General features: G+C 59.5%; 20 protein-coding genes. 7 read left to right on the forward strand and 13 right to left on the reverse strand.

The annotated features are described in order from the left end of the window. Positions 1–320 precede the first annotated feature (320 nt). From hemH to P9A16_RS34865, 4 genes are all read right to left on the reverse strand, one after another. Entirely contained in the window at positions 321–1364 is a 1044-nt protein-coding gene (gene hemH, locus P9A16_RS34850; protein WP_130520237.1) for a ferrochelatase, read from the reverse strand. 23 nt (positions 1365–1387) lie between these two features. Beyond that, complete coding sequence (locus P9A16_RS34855) at positions 1388–2671, reverse strand: SAM-dependent methyltransferase (protein WP_278026536.1); 1284 nt, start codon at positions 2669–2671, stop codon at positions 1388–1390. Positions 2672–2741: 70 nt separating this feature from the next. Next, positions 2742–3566, reverse strand: a complete 825-nt coding sequence (locus tag P9A16_RS34860) for a DUF1365 domain-containing protein (protein ID WP_278026537.1) — start codon at positions 3564–3566, stop codon at positions 2742–2744. 19 nt (positions 3567–3585) lie between these two features. Next, positions 3586–3966, reverse strand: a complete 381-nt coding sequence (locus P9A16_RS34865) for a DUF2147 domain-containing protein (RefSeq protein ID WP_130520243.1) — start codon at positions 3964–3966, stop codon at positions 3586–3588. A gap of 120 nt (positions 3967–4086) precedes the next feature. On the opposite strand from P9A16_RS34865, the gene P9A16_RS34870 reads away from it, so the two are divergent. Further along, a complete protein-coding gene (locus P9A16_RS34870; RefSeq protein ID WP_130520244.1) occupies positions 4087–4488 on the forward strand; it encodes a DUF2177 family protein in 402 nt (133 codons plus the stop codon). Here P9A16_RS34870 and P9A16_RS34875 read toward each other — a convergent pair. The 5 genes from P9A16_RS34875 to P9A16_RS34895 are packed head-to-tail and all read right to left on the reverse strand — an operon-like array spanning position 4453 to position 8190. Further along, positions 4453–5052, reverse strand: coding sequence for a hypothetical protein (locus tag P9A16_RS34875; RefSeq protein WP_245462384.1), 600 nt, complete (start codon positions 5050–5052; stop codon positions 4453–4455). The genes P9A16_RS34870 and P9A16_RS34875 overlap by 36 nt on opposite strands. Then, positions 5049–6086: an SAM-dependent methyltransferase gene (locus P9A16_RS34880; RefSeq protein ID WP_278026538.1), complete on the reverse strand. Its 1038-nt coding sequence runs from the start codon at positions 6084–6086 to the stop codon at positions 5049–5051. The genes P9A16_RS34875 and P9A16_RS34880 overlap by 4 nt, the downstream gene beginning before the upstream one ends. After that, on the reverse strand, positions 6083–6898 hold the full coding sequence (locus tag P9A16_RS34885; protein WP_272790545.1) for a DUF1295 domain-containing protein: 816 nt from the start codon (positions 6896–6898) through the stop codon (positions 6083–6085). The genes P9A16_RS34880 and P9A16_RS34885 overlap by 4 nt, the downstream gene beginning before the upstream one ends. 3 nt (positions 6899–6901) lie before the next feature. After that, entirely contained in the window at positions 6902–7555 is a 654-nt protein-coding gene (locus P9A16_RS34890) for a ChrR family anti-sigma-E factor (RefSeq protein WP_272790546.1), read from the reverse strand. Next, the gene (locus P9A16_RS34895; RefSeq protein ID WP_130520252.1) at positions 7552–8190 is read right to left on the reverse strand and encodes a sigma-70 family RNA polymerase sigma factor; all 639 of its coding nucleotides are present in this window, start codon (positions 8188–8190) and stop codon (positions 7552–7554) included. The genes P9A16_RS34890 and P9A16_RS34895 overlap by 4 nt, the downstream gene beginning before the upstream one ends. Positions 8191–8325: 135 nt before the next feature. Here P9A16_RS34895 and P9A16_RS34900 point away from each other — a divergent pair, with 135 nt between their 5' ends. Together P9A16_RS34900 and P9A16_RS34905 are read left to right on the forward strand one after the other, a co-directional pair. Further along, positions 8326–9657, forward strand: coding sequence for an NAD(P)/FAD-dependent oxidoreductase (locus P9A16_RS34900; RefSeq protein ID WP_130520253.1), 1332 nt, complete (start codon positions 8326–8328; stop codon positions 9655–9657). A gap of 399 nt (positions 9658–10056) precedes the next feature. Further along, on the forward strand, positions 10057–10311 hold the full coding sequence (locus P9A16_RS34905; protein ID WP_130520255.1) for a hypothetical protein: 255 nt from the start codon (positions 10057–10059) through the stop codon (positions 10309–10311). Positions 10312–10361: 50 nt separating this feature from the next. Here P9A16_RS34905 and P9A16_RS34910 read toward each other — a convergent pair whose 3' ends face one another. The 4 genes from P9A16_RS34910 to P9A16_RS34920 all read right to left on the reverse strand — a co-directional run bounded on the left by P9A16_RS34910 (position 10362) and on the right by P9A16_RS34920 (position 15357). Next, entirely contained in the window at positions 10362–12824 is a 2463-nt protein-coding gene (locus P9A16_RS34910; RefSeq protein WP_278026539.1) for a PAS domain-containing protein, read from the reverse strand. A 132-nt stretch (positions 12825–12956) separates the two neighbouring features. Continuing rightward, entirely contained in the window at positions 12957–13178 is a 222-nt protein-coding gene (tnpB, locus tag P9A16_RS35900) for an IS66 family insertion sequence element accessory protein TnpB (RefSeq protein WP_081870766.1), read from the reverse strand. 175 nt (positions 13179–13353) lie between these two features. Next, positions 13354–14982, reverse strand: coding sequence for a chaperonin GroEL (gene groL / locus P9A16_RS34915; protein WP_278026540.1), 1629 nt, complete (start codon positions 14980–14982; stop codon positions 13354–13356). A 60-nt stretch (positions 14983–15042) separates the two neighbouring features. Beyond that, entirely contained in the window at positions 15043–15357 is a 315-nt protein-coding gene (locus P9A16_RS34920) for a co-chaperone GroES (RefSeq protein ID WP_130520259.1), read from the reverse strand. Between the two features lie 275 nt (positions 15358–15632). Here P9A16_RS34920 and P9A16_RS34925 point away from each other — a divergent pair, with 275 nt between their 5' ends. The 4 genes from P9A16_RS34925 (at position 15633) to P9A16_RS34940 (ending at position 17383) form a co-directional block, all read left to right on the forward strand. After that, the gene (locus P9A16_RS34925; RefSeq protein WP_130520261.1) at positions 15633–15905 is read left to right on the forward strand and encodes an usg protein; all 273 of its coding nucleotides are present in this window, start codon (positions 15633–15635) and stop codon (positions 15903–15905) included. A 94-nt stretch (positions 15906–15999) separates the two neighbouring features. Beyond that, positions 16000–16290, forward strand: a complete 291-nt coding sequence (locus P9A16_RS34930; protein ID WP_130520263.1) for a hypothetical protein — start codon at positions 16000–16002, stop codon at positions 16288–16290. Positions 16291–16537: 247 nt separating this feature from the next. Continuing rightward, positions 16538–17011, forward strand: coding sequence for an Hsp20 family protein (locus tag P9A16_RS34935; protein WP_024271496.1), 474 nt, complete (start codon positions 16538–16540; stop codon positions 17009–17011). Between the two features lie 72 nt (positions 17012–17083). Further along, positions 17084–17383, forward strand: a complete 300-nt coding sequence (locus P9A16_RS34940; RefSeq protein ID WP_130520265.1) for a DUF982 domain-containing protein — start codon at positions 17084–17086, stop codon at positions 17381–17383. Positions 17384–18174 lie beyond the last annotated feature (791 nt).

Below are 18174 nucleotides of genomic sequence, written 5' to 3' on the forward strand. Positions count from 1 at the left end.
CGACATCGTCGATCATTGCTGCGATGCCTGGCGGAAGCTCGAAAGCCAGCCCTGGCGCATCATGTCGATCGGGCGCAGAGAATGGGCCTATGGGTTTTGATCAGTGAGGGGCCGTATTACCCTTGTTGTTCGTGCATGTTTGCTAATTCCTCAGCCGCAGAGTTTGAAATCAAGAGACGACTACAGCGAGCAAATTTTCGTGTCGGGGCCGTGATGGGCACGCGATCGTTTACGTCCGTCTTGCCGCTTAGACCGAAAGAAGCAGAGCGATACTGGGTCTATTCAAGAGGAATTCCCAGCAGGCAGTATCGTAAGACCTACTACGGCGCCTTGGGGTTCACCCAACCGGAAAGCTCCCGCCTAACGATCTTCTCCAGCACTTTCATGCCTTCCGGCGAATCGTTCAGGCAGGGGATGTGCGCGAACTTCTCGCCGCCGTTGTGCAGGAAGCTTTCGGCAGCCTCCTCTGCGATCTCTTCCAGTGTTTCCAGGCAGTCGGAAACGAACCCCGGATTAAGCACGGCGATACGCTTGACACCTTCGTGTGCCAGCTTTTCAACTGTCTTGTCGGTATAGGGCTGCAACCATTCCTCCGGCCCGAAGCGGGACTGGAAGGTGACGACCAGCCTGTCGCTCGACCAGCCCAAGCGTTCGCGCAGCAGGCGTGCGGTCTTCTGGCATTGGCAATAGTAAGGGTCGCCCTTCTCGAAATAGCTCTTCGGAATGCCGTGGAAGGAGGTAAGTACCTTTTCCGGTTCCCAGTCGAGCGTTGCGAGATGTTTTTCGATGGAGACGGCGAGCGCGTCGATATAGGTCGGGTCGTCGTGATAGGGCGGCACGGTGCGCAGCGCCGGCTGCCAGCGCATCTTCAGCAGCGTCTCGAAGGCCTTGTCGTTGACGGTGGCCGTGGTGGCGGCGGCATATTGCGGATAAAGCGGGAAGACGAGGATGCGTTCGCAGCCAGCCTTCTGCAGCGCGTCCATGCGCGATGCGATAGACGGCTGGCCGTAGCGCATGGCCCAGTCTACGATGACGTTGGCATGGTCCTTGAGGGCTCCGGCCATCAGTTCGGCCTGGCTGCGGGTATAGGTGCGCAGGAAGCTCTCGTTCTTTTCCTTGTTCCAGATCGTCTCATAGGCCTTGCCCACCTTGCCGGGGCGGGTGTTGAGCACGATGCCGAAGAGGATGGGATACCAGGCGATCCTCGGCCACTCGATGACACGCTTGTCCATCAGGAATTCCTTCAGGTAGCGGCGCATCGAGGTGTAGTCGGTGCCATCTGGCGTGCCAAGATTGACGAGCAGGACGCCGACCTTGCCGTGTTTGACGGGCGGATGGCTGTGTTCGATTTTTGCAGATGTCATTCGCATTCTTTGTGATGCCGATTTCAGTTACCAGGAAGCACGGGGAGAAACGCGGCAGTTTCCCGCCTCGAACGAGTTGGGTCGGCAGGCCGTTGGAGTACATACAGGCCGACATCTATGGTTCCGGCCTTAAAACCAGACGCGCAGTAACAAAGATAATAGTCCCACAACCGGTGGAACTGTTCGGAGTAACCTAATGCGCTAATCCTGGGCCAAGCAGCATGGAAGCGTCGCCGCCATTCGAGGAGCGTTCGAGCATAATCCAATCCAAAATACTCGGATTGCACCAATTGAAGTCCTGCGCGCGCGGCCTGCTCCTGAATTATGCCTTTGGTCGGAAGCATGCCGCCAGGGAAGACATGTCGCTGAATGAAATCTGCCCCGCCTCGATATGCGGCAAAACGGCTCTCGTCGATCGTGATGACCTGAAGCACGGCGCGTCCGCCCGCGCGAAGCCTTTGCTGCAGAGTCTTGAAAAACAGCGGCCAATAGGCCTCTCCAACCGCTTCCAGCATCTCGATGGACACGATCCGGTCAAAGCTTCCCGTGACATCCCTATAGTCTTTCAACTGCAGGCGGACCGCTTCCTGCAGGCCGTTGGCCCGGATGCACTCCGTCGCATGGTCCAGTTGCGCTGAGGATAGCGTTACACCATCCACCGTGGCGCCCGCATGTGCGAGACTTGCTGCGAGTGCGCCCCAACCGAAACCGATCTCCAGAATTTGCTCGCCTCCCTTGATCGACAGGAGCTGTTTGACCCGCTCTATCTTTGCCCTTTGGGCCTCCTCCAGGCTGAGGGCCGGTTCCGTGTAGAGCGCTGAGGAATAGGTCATGCTCGGGTCGAGCCACTCCCTGTAGAAGGCATTGCCGAGGTCGTAATGATAGGCGATGTTCTTCCGGCTGCCGGTCTTGTTGTTCGCGCGCAGCGCATGGCGGAACCGGTGCAGCAGCCTGACCGCTAGGTGGCCTGAAATCTTTCCGTCAAGCATATCGATGTTGCGTGCGGCCAATTCCAGGCAGGCTTCCAGGTCTGGCGTCGACCAGTCCCCATCGATATAGGCTTCCGCGAAGCCGAGATCACCGCCTGTCGCGAGCCGGCGGACGGCCCGCCATCTGTGAATATTGATCGCCGCCGAAGGCCCCGGACGTGTGCCGATATGTTCACTACGTTCGCCTGAGGGCAGGACAACTGTGATTTTCCCGATATCGACAGATGCGATGACGGCGTTCATTGCGCGCGCGAAAAGTCCGATCCTCGCTCTGTTTTCGCCAAGACCACGCCTGAATATTCTTGCTAATGCGACCACGATGTCTTCCTGAAAAAATCGATAAAATTATAGGTGCGGGCGCTTCGGACGCCGTGCGCTCAAAGCCGTTTCACACCGTGTCTGTGTAACTTGCCGTTTCCGGCGGTGGCGGACTTGTGCGGAAGCGTGCGCCTTTCAGCCAAAGCTTGAAGGCTTCCCAATGGATACCGGCCATCACCTTCATCGTCATGAAGGGGAAACGGACCAGGCAGCGCGCCAGCATGCCGTCCGTCAGGGGCGCCGCGTTCGCATTGAACGTGGCGGCCATGACCGGCTCTTTGCCTGCGGTTTCATGAATTCGCAGCCGGACAGTCCGGCCGGGCGGGAGGATGCGGAAGTGGTAGCGCAGCCCCATGTCCATGAAGGGGGAAACATGAAAGACCTTCGTTCGCGTCTGCCGAATGCCGGCGGCGCTGATGTCGCCCGCAAGGACCGGTGCCACGTAGCTGTGGCGTTCGCCGAAGGTGTTCCTGACTGCATAGATGATGGCAATCAGCCGGTCTTCGTCATCATAGGCGAAATAGGTCGAGAGCGGGTTGAAGACATAACCGAACATGCGCGGGTAGGCGAGCAGCAGGATACGGGCCGCGGGCCTTTCGAGACCGGCGCGCGCCAGCAGGCGGTCGGCGAACTGTCGCAGCGTCTCACCGTTCTCTTCGATGTGATCGCGTTCGTGGAACGACAGGATTCCCGCGCGGTTGACGGCAAGGAGGCGGGTCAGTCCGGCAAGATCGACAAGCCGGTCGACATCGACCAGAAGGGAAAAGACACTATAGCTGAAGCGATGGCCGAAGGGATGGAGCCTCTGATGCATCACCTTTCCGGGGTAAAGCGTGCCGGCCGCAGAGGGCGGCGGGCCGTTGTCAGCCATGCTGTTGACCCGAATCTGCTTCATGCCTTGCTTTTTCCGTTCATCATCGGGCTGGCTGCCAACGCACGTTCTTGCAAAGCACGCCGCCGAGAATACAGCCACGCGTTAGAAGCGAATTGTCGGAAACCTGCACCGTGATCGAATAGGTCCGCTCGCGTTTCTCATCAAAGGCAGTTCCTGATAATGTATCCGGCGATTTGGGTTGAAGCGACATGATCAGGCGGTCGCCGGCTTTTTCGCCCTTGCTGGTATCCTTGATCCAGAGATTGGTGGCACAGATATTGCGTCCGCATGGCGCGATGCGCACGCGCGCATTCCCGTCATCGCGCAGCCACACACCGCTCGGATCGGCCGATTGCTGCGCGTGGGATGCCGCGGCAGTCAGCATCAGGGCGGAAAATGCAGTCAGAACGGCTATCCTCATCGGTCCATCCTCGTTGCTTTTCCTTGAATACGCACGCGCGGGCGGATCGGTTCACCCGAGGTGATCCGCCAGAGCGACGAAGGCGTAGAAATGTCGACGAACGTAATGGGAGACATCGGTATGAAAACCATCGTCATCGCCTATCTGGCGACGGGCATCGCCTTTCTGATCGTCGATGCCATCTGGCTTTCGACGATGGCCGATATGCTTTATAGGCCGCTCTTGGGCGACAAACTGGCGCCGCAGTTTCATCTGGCGCCGGCCGTTGTCTTCTATCTGATTTACGTTGCCGGCATCGTATTTTTCGCCGTGATGCCCGCGCTCGACGGGGGAGGACTCGGCAAGGCTGCGCTGAATGGTGCGATCCTCGGCCTGGTGGCCTACGCGACGTATGACCTCACCAACCAGGCGACGCTTAAGGACTGGCCGCTTTCCGTTACGCTCGCCGACATTCCTTGGGGAGCCTTCGTCACGGCGACCGGCGCCTCAGCCGGCTTTCTCGTGGCGAGCCGTATCGGCTGACCGTTCCGCCTCAGCCAGAATCCCTGAGAACAGTATGGCGACGAAGGCGGTGAGCATGCCGGCGCTCATTACGTTTAACCGCGCCAGGGCGGCGTATTGCGCCGCATTGTACTGCGTGAGCGGGAGAGCATAGACATCGTGCAATAGAAGGAAAACGCCGAAGGCGAGCGCGGTAATCGCGAGGGCGACGACACGTTCCCGCGGGCGAAACAGCAGAAGCGCGATTATCCCGCACGGAACGAGGAAGATTTCGACTGCCGAGGCGGTGCCGAAGAGCCACGCCGAAAGCACGGTATTGCCGATCCCCGTCAGCGGCAGCAGAGCCCGCCCTGCCACGTCATTCCGGCGCGCCACGGCCGGCACGGCGAGAAAGAACGGTGTCGACAGGAACGTGAACCAGGCGGCGGTGATGTCGGCACTCACCAACCAGAAGAGATAGAGCGGGTAAAAGGGCTGATTCGACGCGACCAGCAAGGAAATCACGTTCGCCGCAGCGACACGCGGGTCGCGATGGTGTGCGTAGGCCCGCACCATCGCGGTGAGGTGTTTCAGAAAGAAGATCACCGGCCCGCGCCGACGGGGCTGAGGCGATAGTGGCTTACGCCCCATTCTTCTCCACCGGCATGGCCGAAGAGCCCGGCCGTGGCGAGGAAAAACATTCGCCAGCGCCGCATCCAGACGGATGCGTCCTTGCCGTAGGTTGCCTCGAAGATGGCGCGGACCGCGTCACGGTTTCGGTCGAAATTGTCGAGCCAGTCCAGCGCGGTGCGCTCGTAGTGCTTGCCGTTCCAACGCCAGTCCCGTTCGACGGTGAAACTGTCGTCGAACGCGCGAACCAGTCCATGGCTGGGCATGACGCCGCCGGTAAAGAAATACTGCGCAATCCAGTCCGCCTTGTCTGCATGGTCGAAGCGATAGGCCGTCTTGCGATGCGAGAAGACATGCAGGAAAAGCCGCCCGTCGTCTCGGATCCAGCTGCGTGCACGCTGGAGCAGGCAATGCCAGTTGGACATGTGTTCGAACATTTCCACCGACACGATGCGGTCGAAGGTGCCGTCCGGTGAGAATGTGTTCATGTCCGCGGTGATCACGGTCAGATTGCGAAGGCCGCGGCGTTTGGCTTCCGCCTCGATATAGGTCCGCTGCGAGGATGAATTCGAAACGGAGACGATGCGACCGGACGGAAAGCGCTCTGCCATGAACAGCGAGAGGGATCCCCATCCGCAGCCGAGCTCGAGAATATCCTGCCCGTCTGCGAGGTCCGCGTGAAGGCACGTCTCCTCCAGAGCCGCGATTTCCGCCTCTGCGAGCGTCGTGGCGGGCGAGGCATAGAGGCAGGATGAATATTTACGGCGCGGGCCGAGCACCAGCGAGAAGAATGCCGCGGGAAGCTCATAGTGCTGGGCATTGGCGTCATCCGTGTGCACGGCGATGGGCCATTCGCTCATGGAACGCGCAAAGTCCTGGTCCGTCGGACCGATCCCCTCCGCCAGCAGTCGGCGCGTGCGGCCAACGAGCCGGCTGATGCCGAACCGCAGGGCATGATCGGGTAACGGCAGCCGCTCGGCGGCGGTGATGGCGGTCTCGGCAAGGTTCATGTGGTCTGCTCCCGTTTTTGCGCGCCCGGCCAGAAGGCGTTGACGCGCCTGGCATAGGCGGTGAAGGCAGCGCCACGTGAACGCATCATGTGCGCCTCAAGCGGCGGAATCCCTGAAACGTGCACCAGCAGCCAGTACATCAGGGCAGGGCCTGCAAGCGCCAGCCAGCCCCAGCCCCAGTCGCCGGCAGGGCCGATAGCCACGACTGCATAACCAACCCATCCGAGCCACTGGAAGAAATAGTTGGGATGTCGCGACAGGCCCCAAAGACCGACATCGCAGACCTTGCCCCCATTGGTGTCGTCGCTGCGAAACCGTGCCAGCTGCGCATCGGCAATGCCTTCCCCGACGACGGCGATGACGATGATCGCGATGCCGGCAATATCGCTCCACTGCCAGCCCATGGCCGGGTTGCGTGCTGCGGTGAAGATCGTGGTGGTCAGGAGAAGCGCGGCGGCGGCCTGGATTTGCAGAAACAGGAAGAGACGCCCGCGCCAGCGCTCGCCCCATTCCTCCTGAAGTTTCGTGTATCGAGGATCCGCACCGCCTTTGAGCGTGCGCCGCAGGATATGCAGGCCGAGACGACAAGACCAGAGCGCGGCCACCGCTGCCATGAGAAGCCGTCGCTGCCCATCGCTCTGCCAGTCCGAAACCGGAACAAGCGCGGCAGCCACACCCGCCCCGCCCACGAGAAAGGACCAGACGGTATCGACCCAGCCGGATCCCGCCCCCTTCACGACCGCGAGCCAAACGGCTGCCATGCCCAGCGAGATAGCAGCGGCCAGAAAAAGGAAGAGCGCCACCGCAGGCATGGTTCAAATCCCGAAGATCGGCTGCAGCATGCGGCCGATGACACTGTTGAAGCGCATTTTACCCTCCATAGCGGCAAGGCAAATACAATCATCGCCATTATCGACGACCGGTTGATGATCAACGTCTTCGTCCATTTCCGCGAGATCACCTGGACCGAATGTTCCGAAACGATCGGTGTATGAACCCGATACGATATAGGTGAACTCGGTGCCGACATGTCCGTGGTCTGGAAGGGCGCGGCCGGGGCCAACCTTGAGTAGGATAAGATTGGCATCGGGATCCTGTGGCACGCCGACCCGGCTCATCTTCATACCAGGGCCGATCCAGCGCCAGCGCCCGATATCGCAGCCGCGCAAAGCGTCCGGCAGGCGAATGCCATCAATCTCCACCGGCGCCCGCGGCGGCGGTGTGAAGGGGGCGGCGGCGTCCTCATCGTCCAGCATGGCAAGTACGTCGCTCAATGCGGTTGCCGACATTTGCGTCGCTTCCGTTTCTTCCAGAAGCGCGCCCCCCAGCGCTTCATATTCGCCGACGCGGGCGCGACAGGCCGGGCAGCTTGCCAAATGCGCCCTGACGACGATGGCGGGCGCGGGGGCAAGCGTGCCGGCGGCGTAGCGCATCAGGGTCTCGTCGGTTGCGTGATGTGTGGTGGTCATGATTTGTCTTCCAGCAGCCCGCGAAGCCGGTTCATGGCCAGGCGTGTTCTAGATTTCACGGTGCCGAGCGGGATGCCCAGCTCATCGGCGATTTCAGTCTGCGATTTCTCGCTGAAATACGAGAGGCGGATGATCGTCTGTTGCTCGGGCGAGAGCGCGGTTAGCGCGTCGCGCACCGCCGCATCCCGCTCGGCGCCGAGCATTCCGTCCTCGACCGTATCGGCTGCGTTTTCAGGATCTGGCGGCAGAGCCGAGGGGTCCTTCTGCCGTCGCAAGTGATCAATGCGAATGTTGCGCGCGACCGTGAAGATCCAGGTCGCGACCCCGGCGCGTTCGGCATCAAAATACGATGCCTTGCGCCAGACGGTCAGCATTGTCTCCTGAACGAGATCCTCCGCGGCTGCGGACGACATTGTCCAGCGCAGGAAGAAGGTCTTCAGCTTCGGCCCGAAGTAGCGGAAAAGAAGGGCGAAAGCCTGACGATCCCGATCTTGCGCGACCTTCAGCATCAACTCAACAAGTGCACCGGGCGAGGGGGGCTGTTGTGTGTCCCTTGAACTCACCACGGCAAGCCGCCGGCCTGTCGGCGCACCTGGTTTGCGATCAATCTGTATCGGGCTCGAAACTTCATTCATGCGTCCTTCTACGCGGCATTTTCGTCAGCGGATCACACGCCACGAAATCGGTCCTTCGCAGTGATCCGTCAGATTCCTACGCTCGTAAAGGATACAGATAGTTGTCCAGAGTTCGAAAGCCGCAAAAGGATCGTCATGCGCCATTTTCCTCAATCGGATCGGCCACTCAAAATCGCGGTCGTCGGCACAGGCATCGCCGGTCTTTCAGCGGCCTGGTTGTTGTCGCAGCGTCACGATGTGACGGTTTTCGAGGCGGACAACCGTATCGGCGGCCACTCTCACACCGTGGATGCAGGTGGCGCTCCAGTCGATACCGGCTTCATCGTCTATAACGAAGCGACCTATCCAAACCTCACGGCCCTGTTTGCGCATCTCGACGTACCAACCAGGGCCTCGGACATGTCTTTCGCCGTGTCGATGGACGGTGGTAAGCTGGAATATGCTGGCACGAACCTTGCCGGACTTTTCGCGCAGCGCAGCAACCTTGCCAGCCCGCGCTTCTGGTCGATGCTGCGAGACCTCGTGCGTTTCTACCGTCAGGCGCCAAACGGCGTGCGCGATCTCGATCCTTCCGCTAGCCTCAACGACTATCTCGATAGCGCCGGCTTCGGGCGGGCGTTTCGCGAAGACCACCTTTATCCGATGGCTGCTGCGATCTGGTCGACACCGGCACTTGAGATCGGCAATTATCCGGCGCTTTCCTTCGTGCGCTTCTGCGAGAACCACGGCTTGCTGAAATTCATGCGCCGACCAATCTGGCGAACGGTTGATGGCGGAAGCCGCGCCTATGTCGAGCGTCTTACGGCGCCATTCCGCGACAGGATCCGGATAAATGCGTCGGTGAAGTCAATCCGCCGCGTCAACGGCGCGGTTGAGATTTCCGTGGGCGGCGCCGAGGCCGAATGGTTCGATCACGTCGTGATCGGCGCCCATGCCGACCAGGCGCTGGCGATGCTTGCCGACCGCTCGCCACGCGAAGCCGAGCTGCTGAGCGCGTTCACCTATGGCGACAACGAGACGGTCCTTCACCGCGATGAAACCTTGATGCCAAGCCGCAGGCGTGTCTGGGCAAGCTGGAATTACCTCGCGCAATCCGGACGTGACCGCACGGCGGTGGGCAAGCCCTGCGTCACCTACTGGATGAACCGGCTGCAGGGGATTTCCGATCCTCGTCCCTGTTTCGTCACGCTTAGCCCCTTGCACGCTCCTGCCGAAGACAAGGTGATCTGGCGTGGACTTTACCAGCATCCTCTCTTCAACGCCGCAACGCTTGCTGCGCAAAAGCAACTATGGTCGCTTCAGGGTGAAGCCAATACGTGGTTCTGCGGATCCTATTTCGGTTCCGGCTTCCACGAGGATGCCATTCAGGCGGGTCTGGCCGTTGGCGAAACCTTGGGAGGAAATATGCGGCCATGGTCCGTCGAGGGCGAATCCGATCGAATATTCCGAATCCTGCAGGGCGCTTGATTGCGTGCGCCTTCAGATTCTCCTGAAGTTCTCGATGCTTCCTGCCCACCAGTCTGATACCACGTCCCCAGAGTGAAAGGATCTTCCCTCGCGCAGGTCCTGCGACGATCCCCTTTATGTGATGGGAATACATGGGACACAGTGAAGGCGGTTTGCGCTTCGGGATCGAACCCGAGCCGACCATGAGAAGCTCGAAGCCGCGATAGGCGCATTTGAGAACCTTGCGGCGTATCGGCGCTATGGGACCTTCCTCGGCAGATTTCGCTTCGCGATGGATCGTGTCTTGCACGATGTCGTCTGGCCACGGGATTGGTCCTGGCGTCCGACCGCTGTGTCCGATTCGATCGCGCAGGTCGCGAAAGATCTGGGGCTCCGGCTAACAGCGACGAAACGTCGGATGTGCTGTTTGACGACCAAAGTGGTTTGTTGGGTGCGGTCAATGTTCTCGAGGGATCAACTCTCGGCGCGCGCGTTTTGAGATCCCGAGCCACCGCGCTTGGAATGATCGATGGTTTCGGCGCACGGCACCTAGCGGTCATGATGCGCGACATGTCGTGCTGGCAGACCTTTCTTCGTCAACTGGACGATGTTGAAGACTTCGACATCGAATGCGCCGCCCAGGCCGCGAATGCTGTCTTCGATTTCGCCTTGTGATGCGTCGAGACAGGCGGGCTACCGTCTCCTGACTTCAAAGCGAGCGCCGATTAGCCATCGATTACACGCCGAACCTTCTCGGCTAGCTGCTCCAGACTGAAGGGCTTTTGAAGCAGGTGAGTTCCGGCGTTCAGTATACCGTTGTGAACGACGGCGTTTCGGGTGTAGCCGGTTGTATAAAGGACCTTCAGTTCCCCCAACTTCTCCGACGCAAGGGTGGCGAGTTCACGGCCCGTCATCTCAGGCATCACAATATCTGTAAAAAGGAGGGCGGGCTTCAGGCCTTCTCCCAACAAGGCGAGTGCTGCCGCGCCGCTAGCGGCTTCCGCCACCGAATAACCGAGTTCACGCAGCGCCTCGACGGAGAAATTGCGCACCCGCTCGTCATCCTCCACCACCAATATGAGTTCGCCACGGACGCCGCGCGCAGGGTCAGCATTCTGCGGCGATATCTCTCTGGTTTCTGTCTCGCCGTAATGACGGGGTAGGTACAGTTTTACGGTGGTTCCGTGGCCTGGCTCGGAATAGATCTTCACGTGTCCGCCGGACTGGCGCACGAAGCCAAAAACCTGGCTCAGGCCGAGCCCGGACCCCTTGCCGACTTCCTTTGTTGTGAAGAAGGGATCGAAGGCCTTTGCGAGAGTGTCGCCGCTCATTCCCGTGCCGGTGTCGGTGACCGCAATCATCACATATTGGCCCGGCGATATCGTGTGTTCTTGGGCATAGTCCTCGGAGACGAATGTGTTCGCGGTTTCGACGGTGAGCCGGCCGCCGTTCGGCATGGCATCTCGGCCGTTGACCGCGAGATTGAGGACCGCGTTCTCAAGTTGGCTGACATCTGCATTTATGCGCCATAGGCCCGCGGCCAGCACGGTTTCGACCTGAACCTGCTCGCCGAGCGCCCTTGTCAGCAGCTCGCGCATGTCGGCGACCATGCGGTTGGGTTCGATGATTTCGGGCTGGAGTGGCTGACGTCGGGAAAAGGCTAGTAGACGTTGGGTGAGAGCGGCTGCCCGGTTTGCACCGTCCTTGGCGGCGTCAATATAACGGGCGAGATCGGTTTCGCCGCGCGCAAGGCGCCTTTCGAGGAGGTTCATAGCGCCTAAAATGACCGCAAGCATATTGTTGAAGTCGTGCGCGACGCCGCCGGTGAGTTGCCCGACCGCCTCCATCTTTTGCGCCTGTCGCAACTGTGCTTCGGCTTCCAAGAGTTTGACGGTGCGCTCCTGCACTTCCTTTTCAAGCTCTTCCCGCGACCGGGCGAGAACCTCACGCGCGTCGATGATGTCCTGGATGTCCGTGCAGGTACCGAACCAGCGGGTGATTGCGCCGTCCTCACTGCGCACAGGCTGCGCGCGCCCCAGCACCCAGCGGTACTTTCCGCTTCGATGACGGAGCCGATATTCGATGTGATAGGGCTCTCCGGTTTGCAGGCAATGCCGCCAGACGCTCCAGGCGCGGTCCTGATCCTCCGGGTGGAACATTGCGGCCCAGCCCTCGCCATCAGTTGAGCCTGAAGGCACGCCGGTGAAATCGTACCAGCGCTGGTTGTAGTAGTCGTGATATCCGTCTGGGGTCGTAGACCAGATCATCTGGTCGATGGAGTTCGTGATTGCCCGGAAGCGCTCCTCGCTGTCGCGGAGCGCGGCTTCCGCATTTTTTCGGTCGGTTATATCGAAGCTGATCCCGGGGAAGCGCAGGGGCGTTCCGTCAGGCGCTAGCGTCGGCCGTCCCTCGGCGATAACCCATTTGTGCGCACCGTCCGCCTGCACGAGACGGTATTCCTGGGAGAAGACACCGCCGCCCTTCAAAGTCGCCGCGATCGCCTTTTCCACATGGGGAAGGTCGTCAGGATGAATGGCGTTGAAGAAATCGGCGATCGGTGCGCCGACGCCGGCCTTTTCGCGCGGAACGCCATAGAGTTTGGCAAAGCGCGCATCGGCGATTACCCGGTCATTAGGTATATCCCAGTCCCAGGTGCCCACCGTATCCGATGCGCCCAGCGCATATTCCAGTCGCTCCTCACTGGCGCGCAGCGCCCGTTCCGCCGACAGGCGCGCTGTTGTCTCGTTGCCCTGGTTGAATATGCCGAGGACCTTGCCGTTCTGTCCGAAAATCGGTGCGAAGCTGTAATCCCAATGGGTCTGTTGTATGCGGCCCCCGCGCTGCATGGGCAGCATCTGATCGGCAACCGAAAACCCCGTGCCGGTTTGCAGAACGGCGAGGAGCTGGGGCTCAATCACATGCCAAATATCGGCCCAGACCTCGCGGGCTGGACGGCCCAGGGCCCATGGATGCTTTTCCCCGGCAATCGGCGCCCAGGCGTCATTGTACAGAAGGCGAAGGTCGTCCCCCCAGTAAAGGGCCGTCGGAAGGGCGGTGTTGAGACACAAACTCAGCACCATGCGCAGTTCCTGCGGCCAGTCTGTTTCCGCGCCGAAGGGCGTCTTCTTCCAGTCGATCTCCTGGATTAGCTGGTTCATCTCGCTGCGTGTGTTGGGAATAAGGGTCATATTGCCGTTTCTCGACGTGTCGCAGGCTTATATGGGAAAGTCCCAACAATTGAAAAGCGCGATAACCCTGTGGAAATCCTAAAAAACGGTCACGCGCTTTGGTCCGCCTGTGCGCGGTAGAAACAGGTCATGCTACGATCGATACCGGAGGGGAGTTGCCGGCTGCTGATTGGAGGCGATCGATCCCGTTAAAAAACGTGGCACACGGTCCGCCCGTTTCGACCGGAAGACGTAAAGCGCGCCATTGAACGGGCCGAGGCCGCCATCCCGCATTAATGCCATCAACGATGCGGCTCCCTTGCGGAAGTCCACCGGTTTGCAAGACACGTAAACCACAACGCCGGAAGCGATCATGCCTTGCGCACCGCGCCGATAATGCCCGCCAACTGATCCGGATCGATATCACCGCGTACCCGCATTACGATATCGCCAACCACAGTCGTGCATCATCGCTCGAAATGGGTGCTGTCATTGTCATTTTTCCGGAAGGCCCGCCCCGGCGGAAGGGGCGGGCCTCACCGATTGCTACTTAGAAGTCCATGCCGGCTCCGGCAGGGAGGCCTGATGTGGCATCCTTCTTGGGCTTCTCGGCGATCATCGCTTCCGTGGTCACCAGCAGGCCGGCAACCGAGGCGGCATCCTGGAGTGCTGTGCGCACGACCTTGGCTGGATCGATGACGCCCTGGGAGTAGAGATCGGCGTACTCGCCAGTTTGAGCGTTCCAGCCGTAGGAGAATTCACTCTTCTCCCGAAGCTTGCCGACGATGACGGAACCTTCGGCTCCAGCATTCTCGGCGATCTGGCGCACCGGCGCTTCGATAGCGCGCCGGACGATCTCGATCCCGACCTTCTGATCCTGGTTTGCCGTCTGGAGATTGTCGAGACCCTTGACGGCGCGAAGCAGCGCGACACCACCGCCCGGCAGGATGCCTTCCTCGACGGCGGCACGCGTTGCATGCAGCGCGTCGTCGACGCGGTCCTTCTTCTCCTTCACCTCGACTTCCGTCGAGCCTCCGACGCGGATGACGGCAACGCCCCCGGCAAGCTTGGCAAGCCGTTCCTGCAGCTTCTCCCGGTCGTAGTCGGAGGTGGTCTCCTCGATCTGCGCCCGGATTTGTGCGACGCGCCTATCAATCTCTGCCTTGGAGCCAACGCCATCGATGATCGTGGTGTTTTCCTTCTCGATCGCCACCTTCTTGGCACGGCCGAGCATGTTGAGTGTCACGTTCTCAAGCTTGATACCGACGTCTTCCGAGATGACGGTGCCGCCCGTCAGGATCGCAATGTCTTCCAGCATGGCCTTGCGGCGGTCGCCGAAGCCCGGAGCCTTGACGGCAGCAATCTTCAGGCCGCCGCGCAGCTTGTTGACGACCAGTGTTGCGAGCGCCTCGCCTTCGACGTCTTCCGCGATGATGAGCAGAGGCTTGCTCGACTGAACGACGGCTTCCAGAACCGGCAGCATCGCCTGAAGGTTCGAGAGCTTCTTTTCGTGGATCAGGATAAAGGCCTCGTCGAGCTCGACGCGCATCTTGTCCTGATTGGTGACGAAGTAGGGCGAAAGGTAGCCGCGGTCGAACTGCATGCCCTCGACGACTTCGAGTTCGGTCTCCGCAGTCTTGGCCTCTTCGACGGTGATGACGCCTTCGTAGCCGACCTTTTCCATCGCCTCTGCCAGATAGCGGCCGATCTCGGAATCACCGTTCGCCGAGATGGTACCGACCTGAGCGATTTCGGAATTGCTGGTGATCTTGCGGGCGTTGGTTTTCAGTTCCTTGACGACGGCGTCAACGGCAAGATCGATGCCGCGCTTCAAGTCCATCGGATTCATGCCGGAAGCGACCGCCTTGGCACCCTCCTTGACGATCGCCTGGGCGAGGACCGTGGCAGTGGTGGTACCGTCGCCGGCCAGATCGTTGGTCTTCGAGGCCACCTCGCGCAGCATTTGGGCGCCCATGTTCTCGAACTTGTCTTCCAGTTCGATTTCCTTGGCAACCGAAACGCCGTCCTTGGTGATGCGCGGCGCGCCGAAGGATTTGTCGATGACGACATTGCGGCCCTTCGGACCGAGCGTGACCTTTACCGCATTGGCAAGAACATCGACCCCACGCAGCATGCGTTCACGGGCATCGGTGTTAAATTTGACTTCTTTGGCAGCCATTTGTCTAACTCCTCAATAGGCAGCTATTTGACTGATAGGTTGATTTGTAAGGAGAGCTCCTCAGGCGGCTTGTCTCTGCTCAGCCTGGGCCTCGATGATGCCCAGAACGTCGCTTTCCTTCATGATCAGCAGTTCTTCACCGTTGGTCTTGATCTCGGTGCCAGACCATTTGCCGAATAGGATGCGATCGCCTGCCTTGACGTCGAGGGCCTGGATCTGGCCCGCCTCGTTGCGAGCACCAGTACCGACGGCGACGACCTCGCCCTCAGAGGGCTTTTCTTTCGCCGTATCGGGAATGATGATGCCGCCTTTGGTCTTCTCCTGGGATTCGACGCGGCGGACGAGAATGCGATCATGAAGCGGTCGGAACGACATGTTTTCCTCCGTTGAGCAAAAATGATGACGTTGAAGACCCAGGCCGGACCGGATGACCAGTCCGGGCGGGTGCGAACCTCATTGAGCGTTCGCGGGCAAGATTTATTTTCGGCATTTTTCGATTTCAAGAGGCTGAAGAAGAAAAACAGCACTCAATGTTGACGGCTGCTAACATGCTGGAAAGGCGCAATAAACAGCATTCTCGCTTTCAGAAAACCATTGATGACTGCAAGATTTTCAGTCACCTTTGCATCGTCATAAAACGGAGATGAAGCATGCACTTCTCATCGGATTTTGAGCGTCAGCTCAACGGTTATGGACTGACCACCGCACATATCCTCTATCGCATTCCCGATTTTGAATCCGTCCTGCAGACCTACGTTTGGCAGGACTACGATCTCGCACCCGATTTTCCGGAGATGCACAGGTTTCTCAATTTCTGGCAGGCGAAGCTAGACGGGCCTCTCCACTCAGTCCGTTATTCCCACCAGCGGCTGATCGGTCCGAAGGAATGGCGGCGTGTCGAGGGCGAGTTCAAGCTCAATTGAACTCTTGAATATGATTTTTCCGCTTCCTAGCTCATCGACCGCCCGAGGCATCGAACTCGGTGTGAGCGCCGATTGCGTATGGAGTAACACCTGCATGGAAGAGAATATCAATATCATCAAGAGTGTTGGGATCGATGAACGCGAAGAGATCATCGTGGACTTTGCCCGGTGGCTTGAGACCGCTTCAAAAGAAGCGCTGGTCTACGAAGAAGGGAAGTTCGCAATGGCGTCCGCCAGTATGGCAGAAGCAATGCGAGTAAATGCCGACGAACTTGCTCGCGATAATCCTGAAAAGACCGAGCGTGTGCTGCAGCAGGCCAGCGCGATGATGGCGCAGTTTAAGGCTGCGTATCCCCATCGGGTTATCAGTCGATCTCTTCACTGAAGGGGCGATGAAGTAGACTTGTCGGCGTGTGGGCAGGGTGCGGCATTTCCCGGGAAAGATGCTAGCGGATGAAGTTGAAAATCATCTGATCTTATAGGGTGCGAAATTTTCGCGCCAGGGATCTTGAATCGAGAATTCTCAAAAACCAAATCGTTTTCCGCCAGTTGCTGGACATAGAGCTGGCGTTTGCTGGAAGCGCCGTCTTTCGGCGCTTCTGCACCCATGTTGCTTCAAGGAGGATATGGCTATGGCAACATCTTACGACTATGCACCGCTGTTCCGTTCGAGCGTTGGCTTCGATCGCGTCTTCAATCTTCTTGAAAACGCCCAGCGCGCCCGCTCGATTAGCGACTGGCCGCCCTATGACATCGTTAAGACAGGTGATGACAGTTACCGGATCTCAATCGCGGTCGCCGGCTTTGCCCAAGACGATCTAGACATCACCTTCCAATCTAACCTGCTGACGGTCGCCGGCAAGAAGCAGGAGGCTTCTGCCGATGCCTACCTGCATCGCGGCATTGCCGGGCGTCCGTTCGAGCACCGGTTCGAGCTGGCCGACCATGTCAGGGTGAACGGCGCGGATCTCGGCAATGGTCTACTGTCAATCGATCTTGTTCATGAAATCCCGGAGGCCCTCAAGCCCAGGAAGATTTCGATCCAGACCACGCCTGCCTTACCGTCAGTCACTCCGGCTCAAATCGAAGCGCAGAAGGCGGCTTGATCAGGCTTGCTTATTGACAGGGCGCCATCCTCGTGGCGCCCATTGGCATTCCGGGTTGGGAAGGAGACAGCGATGAAACCCGACATGTTCAAAGAACCAGTTACCATCCTTGTCGGCTTGGGCTTTCCGGTCGAGGTGCAAAGCGCAACGGATGCGTATCGTTATCTTTGCGAATGGCCAGTGAGGTTGAGGGATAATGCCCATGCGGTCGCCTTGAAGGCTTGCGGCGCGGCACTGCGCGGCGAAATCGAGGCCGAGACAGCCCGCGGCCTGTTCGCGGCATTTGCCGAGAAACATGATTTGATGGCGCCGGACACGAGCGCCATCGCCGCGTCTCGCCTGCGGCGTGATCGGGATCCGCATATCCAGTGAGGAGGTGGCCATACACAGCGAGATAGAACGAGCTGCCCATGATGCAGTGGCAATGGGGCCGTTGGTGCTGGTTCCAGGATTTCGGCTCTGCCGACCGATCGATCTTGTCGGCGCGCCGGCCCTTTCGGTCTATGATCGCAGGGCAATTCTCGCGGCCTTGGGCATCCGACCTCTACGAAGTGGATTCGCAACCGTCGCTGCGGCACCTGCAGGGAACGCCCGGCCCCGTCTCGATCGACGAGGCACAGGCGGCGCTAAGAGTCCTTGATCGCCGCTGTCATTATTGAGCGTAAAGTGTCGGTGCCTTCTCGAAAACCGGAGACGGGCTCGAGCACGACTACAGGCTCCGGAAACATTTTCTGCTATCTTTCTGAAAGATGATGCCGCAGATGGTTTCCACGCAGACTGAGCGCCCAGCCGACCCAGTTCTGCGTGGAAACGTATGGCCCGCCCTGTTTGCAAGTTGTTTTTTGATTTCCCGTGCAGTCTGCTTCAACGTATTCGGTCTTACGGTCAGGCCGTAGCCAAGATGGATATCCGCACGTCCAGAGCCACGATAACCAACACGGTTTCAAAGAACCATTTCCACGCCTGGGCTATCTGAACGCCGATCAACTGTCAGGCCATCTCCATTCCACTCGCAAACATTGTAGGCTGCGCTCTCGGCAGCCATAATACGGCCCCTCACTGATCAAAACCCATAGGCCCATTCTCTGCGCCCGATCGACATGATGCGCCAGGGCTGGCTTTCGAGCTTCCGCCAGGCATCGCAGCAATGATCGACGATGTCG

Source organism: Shinella sp. 838, assembly GCF_029623935.1.
Classification (GTDB): Bacteria; Pseudomonadota; Alphaproteobacteria; order Rhizobiales; family Rhizobiaceae; genus Shinella.